Origin of the sequence: Loktanella salsilacus, from assembly GCF_024206795.1 — a bacterium.
Lineage (GTDB): Bacteria > Pseudomonadota > Alphaproteobacteria > Rhodobacterales > Rhodobacteraceae > Loktanella > Loktanella salsilacus.
On the sequence record NZ_CP072994.1, the window covers coordinates 140,664 to 158,439 of the forward strand.

The 17,776-nt window shown below is 58.8% G+C and carries 19 protein-coding genes; 10 read left to right on the forward strand and 9 right to left on the reverse strand.

Annotation, left to right across the window (positions count from 1 at the left end):
• Window position 1: 1 nt before the first annotated feature.
• Both KBW81_RS00700 and KBW81_RS00705 read right to left on the reverse strand, forming a co-directional pair.
• Window positions 2-535, reverse strand: a complete 534-nt coding sequence (locus KBW81_RS00700) for a DUF3859 domain-containing protein (protein ID WP_254248006.1) — start codon at window positions 533-535, stop codon at window positions 2-4.
• 60 nt (window positions 536-595) lie between these two features.
• Complete coding sequence (locus tag KBW81_RS00705; RefSeq protein ID WP_254248007.1) at window positions 596-2,194, reverse strand: phosphoenolpyruvate carboxykinase; 1,599 nt, start codon at window positions 2,192-2,194, stop codon at window positions 596-598.
• Between the two features lie 293 nt (window positions 2,195-2,487).
• On the opposite strand from KBW81_RS00705, the gene KBW81_RS00710 reads away from it, so the two are divergent.
• Genes KBW81_RS00710 through KBW81_RS00740 form a run of 7 tightly spaced genes read left to right on the forward strand, consistent with a single transcriptional unit; the run spans window position 2,488 to window position 7,827 of the window.
• Entirely contained in the window at window positions 2,488-3,189 is a 702-nt protein-coding gene (locus KBW81_RS00710) for a response regulator transcription factor (protein ID WP_090190645.1), read from the forward strand.
• 2 nt (window positions 3,190-3,191) lie between these two features.
• On the forward strand, window positions 3,192-4,925 hold the full coding sequence (locus KBW81_RS00715) for a sensor histidine kinase (RefSeq protein ID WP_090190648.1): 1,734 nt from the start codon (window positions 3,192-3,194) through the stop codon (window positions 4,923-4,925).
• Between the two features lie 3 nt (window positions 4,926-4,928).
• Entirely contained in the window at window positions 4,929-5,345 is a 417-nt protein-coding gene (locus KBW81_RS00720) for an HPr kinase/phosphorylase (protein ID WP_254248008.1), read from the forward strand.
• On the forward strand, window positions 5,345-6,280 hold the full coding sequence (gene rapZ / locus KBW81_RS00725) for an RNase adapter RapZ (RefSeq protein WP_254248009.1): 936 nt from the start codon (window positions 5,345-5,347) through the stop codon (window positions 6,278-6,280). The genes KBW81_RS00720 and rapZ overlap by 1 nt, the downstream gene beginning before the upstream one ends.
• A complete protein-coding gene (locus KBW81_RS00730) occupies window positions 6,277-6,669 on the forward strand; it encodes a PTS sugar transporter subunit IIA (protein WP_090190653.1) in 393 nt (130 codons plus the stop codon). Before rapZ ends, KBW81_RS00730 begins: the two co-directional genes overlap by 4 nt.
• Window positions 6,670-6,671: 2 nt before the next feature.
• A complete protein-coding gene (locus tag KBW81_RS00735) occupies window positions 6,672-6,941 on the forward strand; it encodes an HPr family phosphocarrier protein (RefSeq protein WP_090190655.1) in 270 nt (89 codons plus the stop codon).
• Window positions 6,916-7,827, forward strand: coding sequence for a lysophospholipid acyltransferase family protein (locus KBW81_RS00740; RefSeq protein WP_254248010.1), 912 nt, complete (start codon window positions 6,916-6,918; stop codon window positions 7,825-7,827). Before KBW81_RS00735 ends, KBW81_RS00740 begins: the two co-directional genes overlap by 26 nt.
• On the opposite strand, the gene KBW81_RS00745 is transcribed toward KBW81_RS00740, so the two are convergent.
• Entirely contained in the window at window positions 7,794-8,669 is an 876-nt protein-coding gene (locus tag KBW81_RS00745; RefSeq protein ID WP_254248011.1) for a 3-hydroxybutyryl-CoA dehydrogenase, read from the reverse strand. The two genes, KBW81_RS00740 and KBW81_RS00745, sit on opposite strands and share 34 nt — an antisense overlap.
• A gap of 167 nt (window positions 8,670-8,836) precedes the next feature.
• Here KBW81_RS00745 and KBW81_RS00750 point away from each other — a divergent pair, with 167 nt between their 5' ends.
• Complete coding sequence (locus KBW81_RS00750; protein WP_090190660.1) at window positions 8,837-9,685, forward strand: DUF6473 family protein; 849 nt, start codon at window positions 8,837-8,839, stop codon at window positions 9,683-9,685.
• A gap of 56 nt (window positions 9,686-9,741) precedes the next feature.
• On the opposite strand, the gene KBW81_RS00755 is transcribed toward KBW81_RS00750, so the two are convergent.
• The 6 genes from KBW81_RS00755 to KBW81_RS00780 all read right to left on the reverse strand — a co-directional run bounded on the left by KBW81_RS00755 (window position 9,742) and on the right by KBW81_RS00780 (window position 13,796).
• Window positions 9,742-10,668: an electron transfer flavoprotein subunit alpha/FixB family protein gene (locus KBW81_RS00755; RefSeq protein WP_254248012.1), complete on the reverse strand. Its 927-nt coding sequence runs from the start codon at window positions 10,666-10,668 to the stop codon at window positions 9,742-9,744.
• Window positions 10,668-11,426: an electron transfer flavoprotein subunit beta/FixA family protein gene (locus KBW81_RS00760; protein ID WP_090190664.1), complete on the reverse strand. Its 759-nt coding sequence runs from the start codon at window positions 11,424-11,426 to the stop codon at window positions 10,668-10,670. Before KBW81_RS00760 ends, KBW81_RS00755 begins: the two co-directional genes overlap by 1 nt.
• A 124-nt stretch (window positions 11,427-11,550) precedes the next feature.
• Entirely contained in the window at window positions 11,551-12,123 is a 573-nt protein-coding gene (locus KBW81_RS00765) for a cob(I)yrinic acid a,c-diamide adenosyltransferase (RefSeq protein WP_254248013.1), read from the reverse strand.
• 3 nt (window positions 12,124-12,126) lie between these two features.
• Entirely contained in the window at window positions 12,127-12,327 is a 201-nt protein-coding gene (locus KBW81_RS00770) for a twin transmembrane helix small protein (RefSeq protein WP_090190667.1), read from the reverse strand.
• A 61-nt stretch (window positions 12,328-12,388) separates the two neighbouring features.
• On the reverse strand, window positions 12,389-13,213 hold the full coding sequence (locus KBW81_RS00775; protein ID WP_090190669.1) for an SDR family NAD(P)-dependent oxidoreductase: 825 nt from the start codon (window positions 13,211-13,213) through the stop codon (window positions 12,389-12,391).
• 40 nt (window positions 13,214-13,253) lie between these two features.
• On the reverse strand, window positions 13,254-13,796 hold the full coding sequence (locus KBW81_RS00780) for an SH3 domain-containing protein (protein ID WP_254248014.1): 543 nt from the start codon (window positions 13,794-13,796) through the stop codon (window positions 13,254-13,256).
• A gap of 151 nt (window positions 13,797-13,947) precedes the next feature.
• Between KBW81_RS00780 and KBW81_RS00785 the strand changes: the two genes are divergently transcribed.
• Together KBW81_RS00785 and tuf are read left to right on the forward strand one after the other, a co-directional pair.
• Window positions 13,948-16,290 (forward strand): DNA topoisomerase IV subunit A, encoded by a 2,343-nt coding sequence (locus KBW81_RS00785; RefSeq protein ID WP_254248015.1) that lies wholly within the window; start codon window positions 13,948-13,950, stop codon window positions 16,288-16,290.
• Window positions 16,291-16,505: 215 nt separating this feature from the next.
• A complete protein-coding gene (gene tuf / locus KBW81_RS00790; RefSeq protein ID WP_254248016.1) occupies window positions 16,506-17,681 on the forward strand; it encodes an elongation factor Tu in 1,176 nt (391 codons plus the stop codon).
• Window positions 17,682-17,776 lie beyond the last annotated feature (95 nt).

Here is a 17,776-nt window from a genome sequence, read left to right on the forward strand (position 1 = left end):
CCTAGGACAGCAGCTCTTCAAACCCGCAGATACGGGCCAGTTCGGGCGCATCCTTTGGGGCAACGACGTCAAACGTGGTGCGATACAAAACCTCGCCATTTTTGACCGCTTCCATTTCCCACGTGCCCTGCACCAGTTCGTAGGCGAAATCGAATTGGTAGAACGTCAGCGACGGCGTGCCGCCATCAATTCGCGTAAGGAAGCTTTGCTGCGTTGCGCCGTCCTTGCCCATCGGCGGGTGGGTGACGGTCATCGTGACTTCGGACAAGCCCAATATGTCGGCGGTCAAAGTTTTTACACCGAAACCAATCCCTAGCACTGCCGGCACGCGGCGCGACATGGACACGAATGGCGGATCTTCGTTGACCAGATGGGTCACGCCCGCAACGGTGCCGGGCGCGGGTGCATCGCCGACAGAGGGCGGCGGGCAGATGACGCCGCTTTCCAACGCGCCAATCGCAGGGCTGACGAAGGTGTCAGGCGCAGCGCATACGGGCGTTGCAAGCAGGATTGATATGAAAAGGGTCAGGCGCATGGCCTGACCCTAATCAATTTAGCGGCGCTGAACAGGCACCATTTCAAAAGGCAGCGCCCCTTAGCCGATCGCGGCTGCCTTGACGTCTTCGTCAATGAACGGGACGTATTTGGCAAAGTTGTCCGAGAACATCTGCACCAGCTTGGCCGCCTGTGCATCGTATGCAGCGGGGTCGGCCCACGTGTCGCGCGGGTTCAGCAAGACCGTATCGACGCCTTCGCAGGCGACGGGCACGTCAAAGCCAAAGTTCGGATCCTTGCGGAAGCTTTCTTCAGTCAAGCTGCCGTCAAGTGCGGCGGTCAGCAGCGCGCGGGTTGCCTTGATCGGCATCCGCGAGCCTGTGCCGTAGGCCCCGCCGGTCCAGCCGGTGTTGACCAACCAGCAGGTGGCGCCGTGGGTCGCGATCTTTTCCTGCAACAGCTTGCCGTAGACTTCTGGCCGACGCGGCATGAAGGGCGCGCCAAAGCAGGTGGAAAACGTCGGCTCTGGCTCTGTCACACCGCGTTCGGTGCCAGCGACCTTGGATGTGAAGCCGGACAGGAAGTGATACATCGCTTGCGCTGGAGTCAGGCGGCTGATCGGTGGCAGTACACCAAAGGCATCGCAGGTCAGCATGATGATGTTTTTAGGGTGACCACCAAGCGCGGTGTCTGACGCATTAGAGATATAATCGAGCGGGTAAGCGCAGCGCATGTTTGCGGTCAGGCTGGTGTCGTCAAAGTCGAGTTCTAGCGTGTCCGGGTCGTGCACCATGTTTTCGATGACCGTGTGCGGCATCGCGCAGGTGGCGTAGATTTCTGGCTCTGCCTCTGCCCGCAGGTTGATCGTCTTGGCGTAGCAGCCACCTTCAAAGTTAAAGACGCCGCGATCGGACCAGCCATGTTCATCGTCGCCGATCAGCGTCCGGGCCGGGTCGGCGGACAAGGTTGTCTTGCCCGTGCCGGACAGGCCGAAAAATACGGCCGTATCAACGGGGTTCCCTGTCGCGTGATTAGCTGAACAGTGCATCGGCATGATGCCTTTATCGGGCAGCAAGTAATTCAAAAGCGTAAAGACCGACTTCTTATTTTCGCCAGCATATTCTGTGCCGCCGATCAGGATCAGCTTTTTCGCAAAGTTCAGCGCGATGACGGTCTCGCTTCGGCAGCCATGCTTGGCCGGGTCGGCTTTGAAGCTGGGAACGTTGATGATGGTGAATTCTGGCGCAAAGCTGCTCAGTTCAGAATGCTCTGGCCGGCGCAGTAGGTGACGGATGAACAGGCCGTGCCATGCGAGTTCTGTCACGACGCGTACATCCAAGCGGTAAGCAGGGTCCGCGCCGCCGAACAGGTCCTGCACATAGGCCGTGCCGCCGTTCATGTGGGCCAGCATGTCGGCGTAAAGCGTGTCGAACTTGGCCGGGTCCATAGGCGGGTTGTTGTCCCACCAGATCGTGTCTTCGACCTCTGGCGTGCGTACAACGAACTTGTCTTTTGGCGACCGGCCCGTGTGTTTGCCGGTGGTCACAAGGAAAGTGCCGCCCTTGCCGTTGATGCCTTCACCATTCGCAACAGCGGCGGTCTGAAGGTCGGCGGCGGCCATGTTATAATAGACAGCGCCCAGTCCGGTGATGCCTTGGTTTTCAAGTTTCATCGCGGGGTTGACCGTTCCGTGGTCCATGGGTGCGCTCCTTGGGGTTTGTGGCCTCTTTGGCTGACCTCTCTTAGCACCATGCTTTTGCGACCGAACAGACCGGAATTGCGACGTTAGCGCAACCAGCGACATGTTAGCGCAACCAAGGCGGCGTCTTGCGCAACTTTGTGACCCATTAGCCATTCCTTTGCGTTTTGTGCCGCAAATAAGGCACGGATCAGCGCTTGATTCGCGATAGAGGGTTGATTCGCTATGGCAAAAGCATGAAAGATTCTGGGAAAAGCAGTTAATAACAACAATCGAGCAGTAGGGGAAAACCCATGGCCAGGATCGCACTTGTCGATGACGATCGAAATATTCTGACATCCGTGTCAATGACACTCGAGGCTGAAGGCTTCGAGGTGGAAACCTATAACGACGGTCAGTCCGCGTTGGATGCTTTTAACAAGCGCATGCCAGATATGGCTGTCCTTGATATTAAGATGCCGCGCATGGATGGCATGGACCTGTTGCAGCGACTGCGGCAGAAAACCTCTATGCCTGTGATCTTTTTGACGTCGAAAGACGACGAAATTGACGAAGTGTTGGGCCTGCGTATGGGCGCTGATGACTACGTCAAAAAGCCGTTTAGCCAGCGTCTGTTGGTCGAGCGTATCCGCGCGCTGCTGCGCCGTCAGGATGTGATCGGCGGCGAAGTCGTGGAAGAGACCGAGGACAACAAGGTCATGGTCCGCGGAGAACTGACAATGGACCCCCTGCGGCACGCGGTGAAGTGGAAGGGCAACGATGTGTCGTTGACCGTCACCGAATTCCTGCTGTTGCAGGCGCTGGCGCAGCGTCCCGGTTTCGTGAAGTCGCGGGATCAGTTGATGGACGTCGCCTATGACGACCAGATTTATGTGGATGACCGTACAATCGACAGCCATATCAAGCGTTTGCGCAAGAAAATGCGTCAGGCCGATGACGAGTTTTCGGCAATCGAAACGCTTTATGGTATCGGTTACCGGTATAACGAAGCCTGATCATGAGCGAGGCTGCCCGCCATATTGATGTGCGCGATCTGAACTCCGTGCGGCGTGCCGCACGGAACGAGCCTGATCTTGTGCTGGGTGACGACTGGATCGCGCCGCAATCGGCAAACGAGCAGGAAATGCTGCGCCATCGCAAAAAGCGGCGGATGGTGAACCTACGGTCCTCTCCGATTGCGCGCAAAATCATTACTTTCAATTTGTTAGCCATGATTTTGCTCGTGTCCGGCGTGCTCTACTTGAACCCGTCGCGTGATAATCTGGCATATCAGCGCGCTTCTGGCTTGGTGAACGAGGCAGAACTGATCGCCGATGTTCTAGAAGCCCGTATGCCTTTGACCGCGCCCGTTGATCTGGCCAGCGGCGACGGGATCGATGTGGTTCGTACGTTGAACGATATGGACCTGCGCGGCGGCATCATCGTCAATATATTCGGGCCAACAGGTCGCCAACTGGCGACAGCAACCGGTAAATCCAGCGCTGCTGCCGTTAAAGAACTTCAACCCGACGATAGCCGCACTATTATCACTGACGCCCTATCGCGGGCGTGGACTGCGCTGCGCAATCTGGTTCCTGCGGATCAAACCTTGTCCGCAGATCCGCTGACACTCACCGCTGAAGACGTGGCGCGGGTGATGGAGCGTGGCATTGATGTACGGGCTTTGCAGACTGCGCTTGGTACAAATTTCGTCGTCGCGACGGCGATCGAACAAGATGGTCGCCCCGTCGGCGTCGTGTCCATCACCAGCGCCGCGGGCGAATTGGATGCGCTTGTTAGCCGAGAGCGCGAGCAGGTGTTGCGCCTGTTTTTGGTCAGCATGGCAGTTAGTGTGATTCTAAGCCTTGTGCTTGCCTCGACCATTGCGAATCCGCTGGCTGACCTTGCCGCTGCCGCAGAATTGGGCCGCGACAAGAACGCGCGTAAAATGGCCCCGACGCGCATCCGCATTCCCGACCTCACGGCGCGGCCGGATGAAATTGGCCGCTTGTCGGGTGCTTTGCGTGGCATGGTGCAGGCGCTTTATGAGCGGATCGAGGGGAATGAGCAGTTCGCTGCTGACGTCGCGCACGAGATTAAAAACCCGCTCGCCTCTCTTCGCTCTGCCGTTGGGTCACTGCGGATCGTCAAGAAAGAAGAGCATCGCGAAAAGCTACTAGAAGTGATCGAACATGACGTCCGCCGTCTGGATCGCCTCGTAAGTGATATCTCGAACGCGTCGCGTCTGGATTCAGAGCTTGTCAAAGAAGAAGAAGAGACATTCGATCTGCTTAGAATGTTGGGCAATCTGAATGAATTCCTTGGCCGCGAAGCCGAAAGCAAGGGAATTGAATACATCTCTGACCTGCCGGATCAGGGGATCATGGTTCAAGGCCTAGAGGGACGTTTGGCGCAGGTTTTCGTAAACCTGATTACCAACGCGATTTCGTTCTGCGAAGACGGCGATGCCATTCGCGTTTGGGCGCGCCGCCGGGAAAACCGGATCCTTGTCGTGGTTGAAGATACCGGCCCCGGCATTCCTGACGGCGCGCTGACTAAGATTTTCAAGCGCTTCTACTCCGAGCGCCCAGAGGGACAGTTCGGTAACAATTCGGGGCTCGGCCTTGCGATCAGTAAACAGATCGTCGAGGCGCATGGCGGCGTAATTTGGGCGGAAAACATTCGCCCAACCGAAGTCGACGTCACTTCAGATCCGCTTGGTGCGCGGTTTGTTGTGGGCTTGCCGGTTTAATTCGTGACCGAAACGATCCACGCAAGCGCCGTGTCTTTGAACGGGCGCGGCATGTTGATTCGTGGTGCGTCAGGGTCTGGAAAGTCAGCGCTGGCGTTGGAGCTTATGGCCTTTGGCGCAGACTTGATTGGCGATGATCGCATCATATTGTCCCGCCGTGTGGACCACGTCGTCGCAAGTTGCCCGGCAGCTTTGCGCGGCATGATCGAGGCGCGGGGTGTTGGCATTCTGCGGGCCAAGCCTGCCTCACCCGCGCCGCTCGTCTGTATTGTCGATCTTGATCAAACCGCCGAGGGCCGATTGCCGCATCTGCAAAGTCTAACGCTTTTGGGATGTAACCTGCCTTTAATTCAACGGCCAATCGGCGTATCCTTTGCCCCAGCCCTTCTGCAATACCTGCGCGCGGGCCGGATCGCTTGATGACTGAAACCGCTTCATCTGCCGAAGATCTATCGGGCCCCCGCATTGTGCTGGTCACTGGGCCTTCTGGTGCTGGCCGATCGACGGCGATCAATGCCCTAGAAGACATCGGTTTCGAAGTGATCGACAACCTGCCTTTGTCGTTGCTACCGCGTCTTCTGGATGGTGCAGTCGCAGGGCCGCTGGCGCTTGGGCTTGATGTGCGCAATCGGGATTTCAGTACCAATGCCCTGATCGAGGCGATTGACCGCTTGAGCCGTGTGATGGGGCATGACGCGCAGGTTCTGTTTCTGGACGCAGACGATGACGTGCTGATCCGGCGCTATTCCGAAACGCGCCGGCATCATCCGCTAGCGCCCGCTGGGCCGCCACAGGCCGGGATTGCCGCGGAAAAAGAGCTTTTGGGCCCGATTCGTGCCCGCGCTGATGTGCTTGTCGACACCTCGGATCTGTCGCCGCACGACCTGCGCAGCGAGGTTGAACGTCTGTTCGCCCAAGGTAAGGGCAAGCTGCTTGGCATTTCCGTGCAGTCTTTTTCTTACAAGCGCGGTCTGCCGCGCGGGCTGGACATGGTGTTTGACTGCCGCTTTTTGCGCAATCCGCATTGGGATCCGCTGCTGCGCGCGTTGGACGGCCGGGATGCTGATGTGGCAGCCTATGTCGCGCAAGATCCGCGATTTGATCCGTTTGTGGCGCAAATCAAAGGCCTGCTTGATTTGGTGCTACCAGCGCACAAAGACGAGGGGCGCGCGCATCTGTCCATCGGTCTGGGTTGTACCGGCGGGCAACACCGGTCTGTCGTCCTGACCGAAAGGCTGGCAGCATCCCTTGCGCTAGACGGCTGGCCCGTATCTAAACGCCACAGGGAAATGGAACGCCGCGACGGAACTGGGATTGGGTCTGGGGCCAGCGGAGTGCGGGGACAGAACGCTTGATCGGAATCGTCATCGTGGCGCACGGGAACCTGGCGCGAGAATATCTGTTGGCGGTCGAACATGTTGTCGGACGCCAAGACGGGATTCAGGCAATTGCGATTGCGCCAGATGATGACCGCAATGCCAAACAGGCCGAGATTTGTGATGCTGCTGATGCCGTCGATACGGGCCAGGGCGTTATCATCGTAACCGATATGTTTGGCGGCTCTCCCAGTAACCTAAGCCTGCGCGCGTGCAGCCCGGACAACCGTCGGATCCTATATGGAGCCAACCTGCCAATGCTGATTAAGCTGGCGAAGTCGCGTGGCAAATCCGTGCCCGACGCGGTGAATGCGGCGATAGAGGCCGCACACCGCTATATTAATTCTCATATCGTGGGACCGCAGTGACAATGGCTCAAACGCGCCTCAAGATACAAAACGTTAAGGGGCTTCACGCCCGCGCCTCGGCGAAATTAGTGGAAGTCGTAGAGGCCCATGATGCCACGGCGACAGTCAGCAAGGACGGCATGCAAACGGGCGGCGACAGCATTATGGGACTGCTGATGCTGGCTGCGACCGTCGGCAGCTGGATTGACGTAGAGACAAGCGGTCCTGACGCGCAGGCCTTGTCCGATGCAATAACGGCGCTTGTCGATGACAAATTCGGCGAAGGCGGCTAAGTCAGGCGGCGCGGCGACCGCGCCCCAAAATACGCCAATCGTTTATGACCGTAGGACGCTGAGCTATGCGTCGTCTTTTGATGGTCCGTTCCGGCAAGGCTTTATTCGAACCGTTGAATGGATGACGGGCAAGATGACCGTCATTCGCATGGTGCGCGCTTACGAGCAGGCTGGCCCGGCGACGGGGCAGGCATTCTGGTCAGCGACACTTGCCGCACAAGGCATTCGTGTGACGACGCCAGAAGATCAGATTGCCCATATCCCGCAGACAGGGCCGGTGATTCTGGTCGCCAATCATCCCCATGGCATGGTTGATGGGATGGTTCTGGCAGAACTGATTGGCCGCCGGCGCCCTGATTACCGCATTCTAAGCCGGTCGCTGCTGACGTCCCTTGACGCGGAAGCGACACGTTTCATGATTTCCGTCCCGTTTCCGCACCAGCCGGATGCGCAGGCCAAGATGATCGAAATGCGCCGTCAGGCGATGGATCATCTGTCGCAAGACGGCATGATCGCTTTATTCCCGTCCGGCGTCGTCGCATCTGCGCCGCGCGCCTTCGCCAAAGCCGAGGAGGCAGAGTGGAACGTCTTTACCGCCAAGTTGATCCGCATGTCCGGCGCAACCGTAGTCCCGTGCTTTTTCCCTGGCGCAAATTCACGCGCCTACCAAATCGCGAACCGAATTTCACCGTTGCTGCGCCAAAGCCTTTTGCTGCATGAGGTTGCCCGTACGCGAAACACAGTTTTCGCGCCGGTGGTCGGGCAGGCGATACCTTATGATGATCTTAACGCGCGCATTGCCGATCCGCGGGGGCTGATGGCATGGCTACGGGCGCAAACGCTGGCCTTGGGTCAGCGTGTCGGTACCGGGGTCTCGCCGCGATAGTCATAGAACCCGCGCTGTGATTTGCGGCCAAGCCACCCCGCCTCTACATATTTGGTAAGCAGGGGGCAGGGGCGGTATTTGGTGTCGGCCAGCCCGTCATGCAGGACGTTCATGATCGCAAGGCATGTATCTAGTCCGATGAAGTCGGCCAGTTCGAGCGGCCCCATGGGGTGATTTGCACCCAGCTTAAGGGACGTATCGATCGATTGCACCGATCCGACGCCTTCATACAGCGTATAAATCGCCTCGTTGATCATCGGCATGAGGATCCGATTCACGATGAAGGCTGGGAAGTCTTCGGATGCGGTAGAGGTTTTGCCAAGGCGCGCCACGACCGCCTCGCAGGCGCGGAAGGTCGGCTCGTCTGTTGCAATGCCGCGGATCAATTCCACCAGCTGCATGATCGGAACGGGGTTCATAAAGTGGAAGCCCATGAACCGTTCGGGCCGATCCGTGCGGGACGCCAGACGGGTGATCGAGATCGAAGAGGTGTTCGACGTGAGAATCGTGTCCTGCTTCAGATGGGGAAGCAGATCCTCGAAAATGGCCTGTTTGATCGTCTCGCGCTCTGTCGCGGCCTCGATAATGAGGTCGGTCTGGCCCAAATCGGTCAATTTCGCAGTGGTGACGATGCGTTTCATGGCCGCGTTTTTTGCGGCATCGTCGATCAAATCCTTGGACACTTGGCGTGTCAAATTTCGGTCGATCAAGGCGACGGCGCGGTCCAGCGCATCCTGACTGACATCCGTCAAAAGCACATCATATCCTGCAACTGCAAAGACATGCGCGATGCCGTTGCCCATTTGGCCGGCCCCCACGATACCAACGCGTTCGATTGCCATGTCTATGATCCTTTGTCTGACGTGACCGCAGCATAGGCCGTGCTGCGTAGCGCCATCAAGCGCCAGTGATCATTAAAATCAGGCTTAAATCCCTAACTTAGCGAAATCGAAATACGAATCCGCGAATCTGCAATCCAAGGATGACGAAACGATCTGTGGTGAAGCGAATGAAGCATGATGAAATCGATAGTGCCGGACTGCACTATGCCCCTTGTCGCTATGGGTTATCCCGCATTTTCTTTCGCGGGCCCAAACGGCGGTTAGACACGCCCTATGTCGCGTTTGTTGGCGGGACAGAGACATTTGGCAAATTTATCGACCGGCCACTGGCCGCGCTGGTAGAGCGGGAAATCGGGCAAACCTGCGTGAACTTGGGCTGTGTGAATGGCGGGGTCGATGCCTTTGTGAACGATCCGACCATCATGGCGACGTGCCATGACGCCAAGGTGACTGTGGTACAGGTGATGGGGGCGAATTACCTTTCGAACCGGTTCTATTCAGTGCATCCGCGCCGGAATGACCGCTTTTTGCGTGCATCGACTGTGATGCAAGCGATCTTTTCCGACGTGGATTTCGCGGATTTTACCTTTACGCGCCACATGCTGACCAGCCTTTACGCCCGGTCCCCCGAAAGGTTTGACATCGTCGTGTCAGAGCTGAGAGAGGCTTGGGTCGCGCGGATGCGCAATATGCTGAACCAGATCGGTCCGCGCACCATTCTGCTTTGGTTTTCTAAGGAACCGTTGTCTGACGTCCCGTGGGATTCGCGGCCTGGCAAGCTGTCAGCCGATCCGTTGTTCATCACCGCGAGTATGATTGACCAACTGCGCCCGCAAGTTTTGAGCGTGGTCGAGGCGCAGCCAAGTCCGGTTGCTTTGTCAATGGGCACCAAGGGGATGTATTTTTCCCCCGCGCAAGCCAAGGCCGCGTCCGAGATGTTGAGTATCGGCTGCCATCAAGAGGCCGCTGCCAAGTTGGTGCCTGCTCTGCAGCAGATCCTGCACAAAGCGGCGTGACATAAAAAAGGGCGCGCCAGATGAGCGCGCCCTTTTCCATTGATAGCAGCGAGTGCTTAAAGCTTTTCGGTTAGCTCTGGCACCGCATCAAACAGGTCTGCAACAAGGCCGTAATCGGCCACCTGAAAGATTGGTGCCTCTTCGTCCTTGTTAATCGCGACGATGATTTTGCTGTCCTTCATGCCAGCCAAGTGCTGGATGGCGCCGGAAATGCCGACGGCCACATACAGGTCGGGTGCGACGACCTTACCGGTCTGACCAACCTGCCAGTCATTAGGAGCATAGCCCGAATCGACTGCAGCGCGGGACGCACCGACAGCGGCACCCAGCTTGTCCGCCAGTTTTTCGATCATGGCAAAGTTCTCTTCAGAGCCAAGACCGCGGCCGCCAGACACAACGACGCCAGCCGACGTCAGTTCCGGCCGGTCAGAGGCCGCAACTTTGTCTTCGATCCACTCGGACAGGTTCGGGTTGCCCGCGGCGTCGATCGTATCGACTGAAGCGGACCCGTCCATGCCAGCAGCATCAAACCCTGCGGTGCGCACGGTCAGAACCTTGATCGCGTCAGCTGATTTAACAGTCTGGATCGCGTTACCTGCGTAGATCGGACGCTCAAACGTGTCCGCATCGACGACCGCAGTCACCTCAGAGATGATCTGACAATCCAGCAACGCGGCGACGCGCGGCATGACATTCTTGGCGTCCGTCGTGCCCGGCGCGGCGATGTGGGTGTAGTCACCCGCCAGCTTGACGATCAGGTCGGCCGTTGGCTCTGCCAGACGGTGACCCAGCGCGGCATCTTCGGCGCAAAGCACGCGTGCGACGCCGTCGATTTTGGCCGCTTCGGCAGCAGCAGCGGATGCAGAGGCACCCGCACACAGGACCGTCACATCGCCCAGCGATTTCACGGCCGCGACGGCCTTGCCGGTGGCATCAGCGTTCAGCGCGCCGTCGGTAACTTCACCAATCAGAAGAACAGCCATTACACAGCCCCCGCTTCTTTAAGTTTCGCGACAAGTTCGTCGACGGATTTCACGATGATACCAGCAGAGCGTGTAGCAGGCTCGCTGGTTTTGACGACCGTCAGGCGCGGGCTGACGTCAACGCCGTAATCAGCGGGCGTCTTTTCATCCAGCGGTTTTTTCTTGGCCTTCATGATGTTCGGCAGCGACGCATAGCGCGGCTCGTTCAGGCGCAGGTCGACGGTCACGACTGTCGGCATTTTGACCTTGATGGTCTGCAAGCCGCCATCAACTTCGCGCGTCACAGTCGCATGATCGCCGTCGATTCCGACTTCGGAGGCGAATGTCGCCTGCGACCAGCCCAGCAGCGCGGCCAGCATCTGACCGGTGGCGTTCATGTCGTTATCGATCGCCTGCTTGCCGCAGAGCACGAGGCCCGGCTGTTCTTCGTCGACGATCGCTTTGAGGATTTTTGCAACGGCCAACGGTTCGATGTCCGTGTGGACATCATCAGCGGCCACGACAAGAATCGCACGGTCCGCGCCCATGGCGAGGGCGGTGCGCAGGGTTTCCTGCGCTTGCTTTACGCCGATAGATACGGCGATGACTTCTTCGACCTTACCTGCTTCACGCAGGCGGATCGCCTCTTCGACGGCGATTTCGTCGAAAGGGTTCATCGACATTTTTACGTTGGCCAGATCGACACCTGAACCGTCCGCTTTGACGCGAACCTTCACGTTATAGTCGATCACGCGTTTGACCGGCACCAATACCTTCATCGCGTATCACTCCCATCTTTTTACAAAACTTGCCTTTTGAGACATCAACCGCGCCTGAAAGGCAACAGGGCAAAACGGCTTGGACGCAGCGTCCTGACGTTCGCGTCAACTTGTCGGTAGCAATCTAGCGGTTCGCGCCGGGCACCCACAGCACGTCGGAACGGCCATCATCGTTAGCTATGCGGCTGGCCTGAAAGAACCAATCCGACAAACGATTAAGGTATTTCAGTGCGGCAGGGTTCACGTCGTCCTGCGCAGCAAGTTCGACACACAAGCGTTCCGCCCGCCGGGACACGGTGCGGCACAGATGCAAATGTGCAGCCAGTGCAGAGCCGCCTGGCAGAACGAAGCTGCGCAGCGGTTCGACCGCTTGGGTCATGGCGTCGATTTGCGATTCGAGGCGGTCCACTTGCGTATCCGACATCCGCAGGGGCGGATATTCGGCGCTGGCATCGGCGGCCATATCGGGCCGGCACAGGTCTGCCCCCAGATCGAACAGATCATTCTGGATCATGGCCAGTTGCGCGTCGATTTCGCCATCCGCATGAAGCCGCGCCATGCCCACGGTGGCATTGGCTTCATCGACAGTGCCGTAAGTGTTTACCCGGTCATCGTATTTCTTAACGCGGCTGCCATTACCAAGCGCCGTTTCGCCCGCGTCGCCGGTGCGCGTGTAAATTTTGTTTAGAACAACCATGGATCAATGCCCCCGTAGATAGACGAAAAGAAGGATCATCGCGATCGCGACGGCCTGAAGCCCGATCCGCCAGCGCATGATCTTATTCGCGTTTTTGCGATTATATTCGCCGCCTTTGCCAAAACTGCCGATGCCTAAGATCAGGACGGCCAAAACGGCAAGGCAGGCGACTGCGACCAGAATGAAAAGTGGATCGTTGGCCATGGGTCCCCCGGTATAACGTTGCATGCCGACATAGCACCGCCGGGCCCGAAGGCCAGACAGCTTAGTTGCGTGAAATCAGCGCATCCTGCGCCCACACCGGCAAAACGCGCCGCATGATCGCCGCAAGATAGGTTGGCACGGTGATATAGTACCGCGCTTTCGGCTTTGGATGTTCTAGCGCGTGGCGCAGTTTCGCGGTCACGGCGCTGGCGGGCAGCTGGAATTTATCCTCGCCGCCTTCGTACAAGCGTTTGGTCAGGTCAGGGTATTGCGCCGCCCGGGCAGAGGTTTCGGGCGTGAACCAGCGTTCAAAATGCGGAATCGCGTTTTCGCGGATGCGCGATGCGATCGGGCCGGGTTCAAGAAGAATCACCTTGATCGGTGTGTCGCGCATTTCCAACCGCAACACGTCGGTCAGCCCTTCCAGTGCAAATTTCGTCGCGACATAGGCTCCGCGCCATTTGTAGCCCACCAGCCCAAGCACGGATGAACAGTTCACAATCCGGCCGTGTCCCTGCGCGCGCATGACTGGAATGACCCGGCAGGTCAGATCGTGCACGCCAAACAGGTTGGTTTGGAAAATCGACTCAAGCCCGCCACGCGGCAAATCCTCGACCGCGCCGGGGCAGGCAAAGGCACCGTTGTTATAAAGCGCATCGAGCGTGCCGCCGGTGGCCGCCAAAACGTCGGCAAGCCCGGCGGCGATGCTGTTTGTGTCGGTGTAATCGATTTGCGGGCTATCGAAACCTTCGCCTCGCAGCCGTTCGCAATCGCTGGCTTTTCGGCAAGACGCAAAGACGCGCCACCCTGCATCCCGAAGGCCATGGGCCGCATCATAACCGATGCCAGAAGAGCATCCCGTGATTAAAACTGTACGCTGTGTCATGCGCCCTGTTTGGTCTGCGCCGGGCGGGCACGCAAGCTGTTTAGCCCCCCGTCAGCAGCCGTTCGGCCATCCAGCCCATCTGTCCCGTGCCCACAACCCGCACGCGGACCCAGCCGTTGCCGTCGCTTTCCACCACTTCGGTTTGAGTGCCACGCGGCAGTGTGTCCAGCACGTCAAAGCTGGTGTCGGGGCCAGCGCGCATGTTGACTGCACGGCCCGCGACTTCGCGCAGCGGCGCAATGTCGGGGCTGGCCACAGCGGCTGGCGCGGGGGCGGATAAAGACGTGAACGCTGGCTCAATACTGGTCACACCGACAGACGAGCCGTCAAAAGCGGGCGCAGTCTGAAGGCTCGCCGGTTCCGCAATCACAGTATCGGCCTGCGCTGGGGGCATCTGGGGCTGCACGGGAATCGCTATGGCTTCGGGCGCGGCAATCGTGATCGGCTCTGCTTGTTCAACCGAGATCGCCTGAGGCTCGGGCGCAGCGGTCGCCTGTGTCTCGGGCGCATATGACGCACCTCCGGACATGACATAAAACGCCCAGGCCAGAATGGCGAAGGTTCCGACGATGAATTTGCCCAAAACAGAGCCCCCAGTAATAAGTCAATCGCGCTTGGCAGTCGCAATACGAACACCATAACGTGATTCTTAGTTCCACCTGCGGGGAATTTCCCGCCCGTTGGCCCCACTGCCGCCTTTACGACTATCCAGCGCTTCGCTAAGTCTGCCAGCCATGAGCGATGCAATCGACGACACCCCAAATCCGAACGACGTAACCGAAACGCTGCGCCACGCGATTGGCGAGCGGTATCTGACCTACGCGTTATCCACGATCATGAACCGCGCGCTGCCCGATGCGCGCGACGGGCTAAAGCCTGTGCATCGCCGAATCCTTTACGCGATGCGAGAGCTGAAGTTGGCCTCGAACGGGGGCTTCCGTAAGTCCGCCAAGATTTCCGGCGACGTGATGGGTAACTATCACCCGCACGGCGATGCCGCGATTTATGACGCGATGGCGCGTTTGGCGCAGGACTTTAACGTCCGTTATCCGCTAGTTGATGGCCAAGGTAACTTTGGCAACATCGACGGCGATAACCCCGCTGCTGCGCGTTACACCGAAGCGCGGATGACCGCTGCCGCCGAAGCCCTAATGGAGGGGCTGAACGAGAACGCCGTCGATTATCGCCCGAACTATGACGGCACATTGGAAGAACCCATTGTCTTTCCGGCCGCCTTTCCGAATCTGCTGGCCAATGGGTCTAGCGGTATCGCCGTCGGCATGGCGACGAATATCCCGCCCCATAACCTGCACGAGCTGATCGACGCTTGTCTGCATCTGATCAAGTCGCCGAACGCGGGCGACGATACCTTGATGCAATATATCCCCGGTCCCGACTTTCCGACCGGCGGTGTCATTGTCGAAAAGCCGCAGGCCATCGCCGACGCCTATCGCACCGGTCGTGGCAGCATCCGCCTGCGCGCAAGGTACGAGGTCGAGGATCTTGGCCGCGGTCAGTGGCAAGTTGTCGTCACAGAAATTCCCTATCAGGTGCCCAAATCCCGCCTGATCGAAAAGCTGGCCGAGATTGTGCAGACCAAAAAGGTCCCGCTGCTGGCCGACGTGCGCGACGAATCTGCCGACGACGTGCGCATCGTGCTGGAACCGCGCGCCAAGACCGTCGACCCCGAAATGCTGATGGGCATGCTGTTCCGCAATTCCGATCTGGAAATCCGGTTCAGCCTGAACATGAACGTGCTGATCGACGGCCTTGTGCCCAAAGTTTGCAGCGTCAAAGAAGTGCTGCGCGCGTTCCTCGACCATCGCCGGGACGTTCTGCTGCGCCGGTCGCAGTACCGTCTGGAAAAGATCGACCACCGCCTAGAGGTGCTCGAAGGCTTTATCATTGCCTTCCTCAACCTTGACCGGGTCATCGACATTATCCGCTATGATGACGATCCGAAAAAGGCGCTGATGGTCGAGGACTGGTCCAAAACCCACGTCCGCGCCGTCAACGAAAAGGATTATGTCTCGCCCATGGTGGCCGGGGCCGATCCTGAAATCAGCCTGACCGAAGTGCAGGTCGAAGCGATTCTGAACATGCGCCTGCGGTCCCTGCGCCGTCTGGAAGAGATGGAGCTGATCGCCGAACGCGACGCCTTGATGGAAGAGCGTGCGGGCCTAGAAGACCTGATGGACGACGAAGGTCTGCAGTGGAAGCGCATCTCGGAACAGTTGCGCGAAACGCGCAAACAGTTCGGCAAGGACAGCAAAGGCGGCGCGCGCCGCACGACATTTGCCGAAGCTGGCGAAGTTGCTGATGTACCGCTGGAAGCCATGATCGCGAAAGAGCCGATCACGGTCGTCTGTTCGCAGATGGGCTGGATCCGCGCCTTGACCGGTCATGTGCCGCTGGACCGCGAGCTGAAATTCAAGGACGGCGACGCCCCGCGATTCGCCTTCCACGCTGAAACGACGGACAAACTGCTGGTCTTCGGCTCGACCGGGCGATTCTATACGGTGCAGGCCAGTACGCTGCCCGGCGGGCGCGGCATGGGAGAGCCGCTGCGCCTGATGGTCGATTTGCCGAACGAGGCGCAGATCGTCGATATCATGATCCACCGCCCCGGCGGCCGCCTGCTTGTTGCGTCGTCCGAAGGTGACGGTTTCGTCGTGCCAGAGGATGACGTCATCGCCCAGACCCGCGCTGGCAAACAGGTGCTGAACGTCAAGGATGGCGTGGCCAAGGTCGTACGCCCGGTGTCTGGCGATCACGTCGCGGTTGTCAGCGAAAATGGCCGCTTCTTGGTCTTCGCGCTGGACGAGCTGCCTGAAATGGGCCGCGGCAAAGGTGTGCGTCTTCAGAAGTACAAGAAGGTCTTTGGCCGACAGGGTACGCTCGAACTTGATGGCGGCTTGGGCGACGCGACGACCTTCGCTTGGGCCGACGGCCTGTCCTGGACGATGGGCGGGGGCAAGACCCGGACAGAGGCTGACCTGACCGAATGGAAAGCTGCACGCGGCGGCGTGGGCAAACGGGCACCGCACGGTTTCCCGAAATCCAACCGGTTCGAATAGGGCTGGTCGGGGCCGTGGTGTCCCGCGCAGGCATTAAAATCTGACCCTTTGATGGGATTTTTTAGCAGCGGTCCGGTGGGAAACCACCGGGCCGCTTTGGCTTGCGTCATTGCCTTGGCACATGACGGGTTGATTTCCCTTGCGATCCGCCATACATCGCCCGCGATGCTTCAAGCGGGGTCAGGACGGCCCCGCATTTATTAAGGGGGCCGATCATGGCTAAGGCAAAGTTCGAACGCAACAAACCGCACGTGAACATCGGGACCATCGGTCACGTTGACCACGGCAAGACGACGCTGACGGCGGCAATCACGAAGTACTTCGGTGACTTCAAAGCCTACGACCAGATCGACGGCGCACCCGAAGAAAAAGCACGCGGCATCACCATCTCGACCGCACACGTCGAGTATGAGTCCGAAGCACGTCACTACGCTCACGTTGACTGCCCCGGCCACGCCGACTACGTCAAGAACATGATCACCGGTGCTGCCCAGATGGACGGCGCGATCCTGGTTGTGAACGCTGCTGACGGCCCGATGCCACAAACGCGCGAGCACATCCTGCTGGGCCGCCAGGTGGGTATCCCCTACATGGTCGTCTACATGAACAAGGTTGACCAGGTCGACGACGAAGAGCTGCTGGAGCTCGTCGAGATGGAAATCCGCGAGTTGCTGTCCAAGTACGACTACCCCGGCGACGATATCCCGATCATCCGCGGCTCCGCTCTGCACGCGATGAACGGCACCCGTCCTGAAATCGGCGAAGAGTCGATCAAGGCGTTGCTTGCTGCTGTGGACGAGTACATCCCGACACCAGCACGTGCAGTTGACCTGCCGTTCCTGATGCCAATCGAGGACGTGTTCTCGATCTCTGGTCGCGGTACTGTTGTGACTGGCCGTATCGAGCGCGGCGTGATCAACGTTGGCGACAGCATTGAAATCGTTGGTATCCGCGACACCAAGACCACGACTTGCACGGGCGTTGAGATGTTCCGCAAGCTGCTGGACTCCGGTCAAGCTGGTGACAACGTCGGTATCCTGCTGCGCGGCATCGACCGTGAAGGCGTGGAGCGTGGTCAGGTTCTGTGTAAGCCAAAGTCGGTTGCACCGCACACCAAGTTCGAGGCCGAGGCCTATATCCTGAACAAGGAAGAGGGCGGTCGTCACACACCGTTCTTCGCGAACTACCGCCCGCAGTTCTACTTCCGTACAACGGACGTGACCGGCACCGTGATCCTGCCCGAAGGCACGGAAATGGTTATGCCCGGTGACAACCTGAAGTTCGAAGTCGAACTGATCGCACCGATCGCCATGGAAGACGGCCTGCGTTTCGCAATCCGCGAAGGCGGCCGCACCGTCGGCGCTGGCGTTGTGTCCAAGATCCTGGCGTAAGCACGTCGCGGCTTGGGCCTGTGGCTCAAACGTGACGCGTGGGGCATGGCAGTGACTTCGTAGAAGTCATGAAAATGTCCCACAGCGTGCAAGCC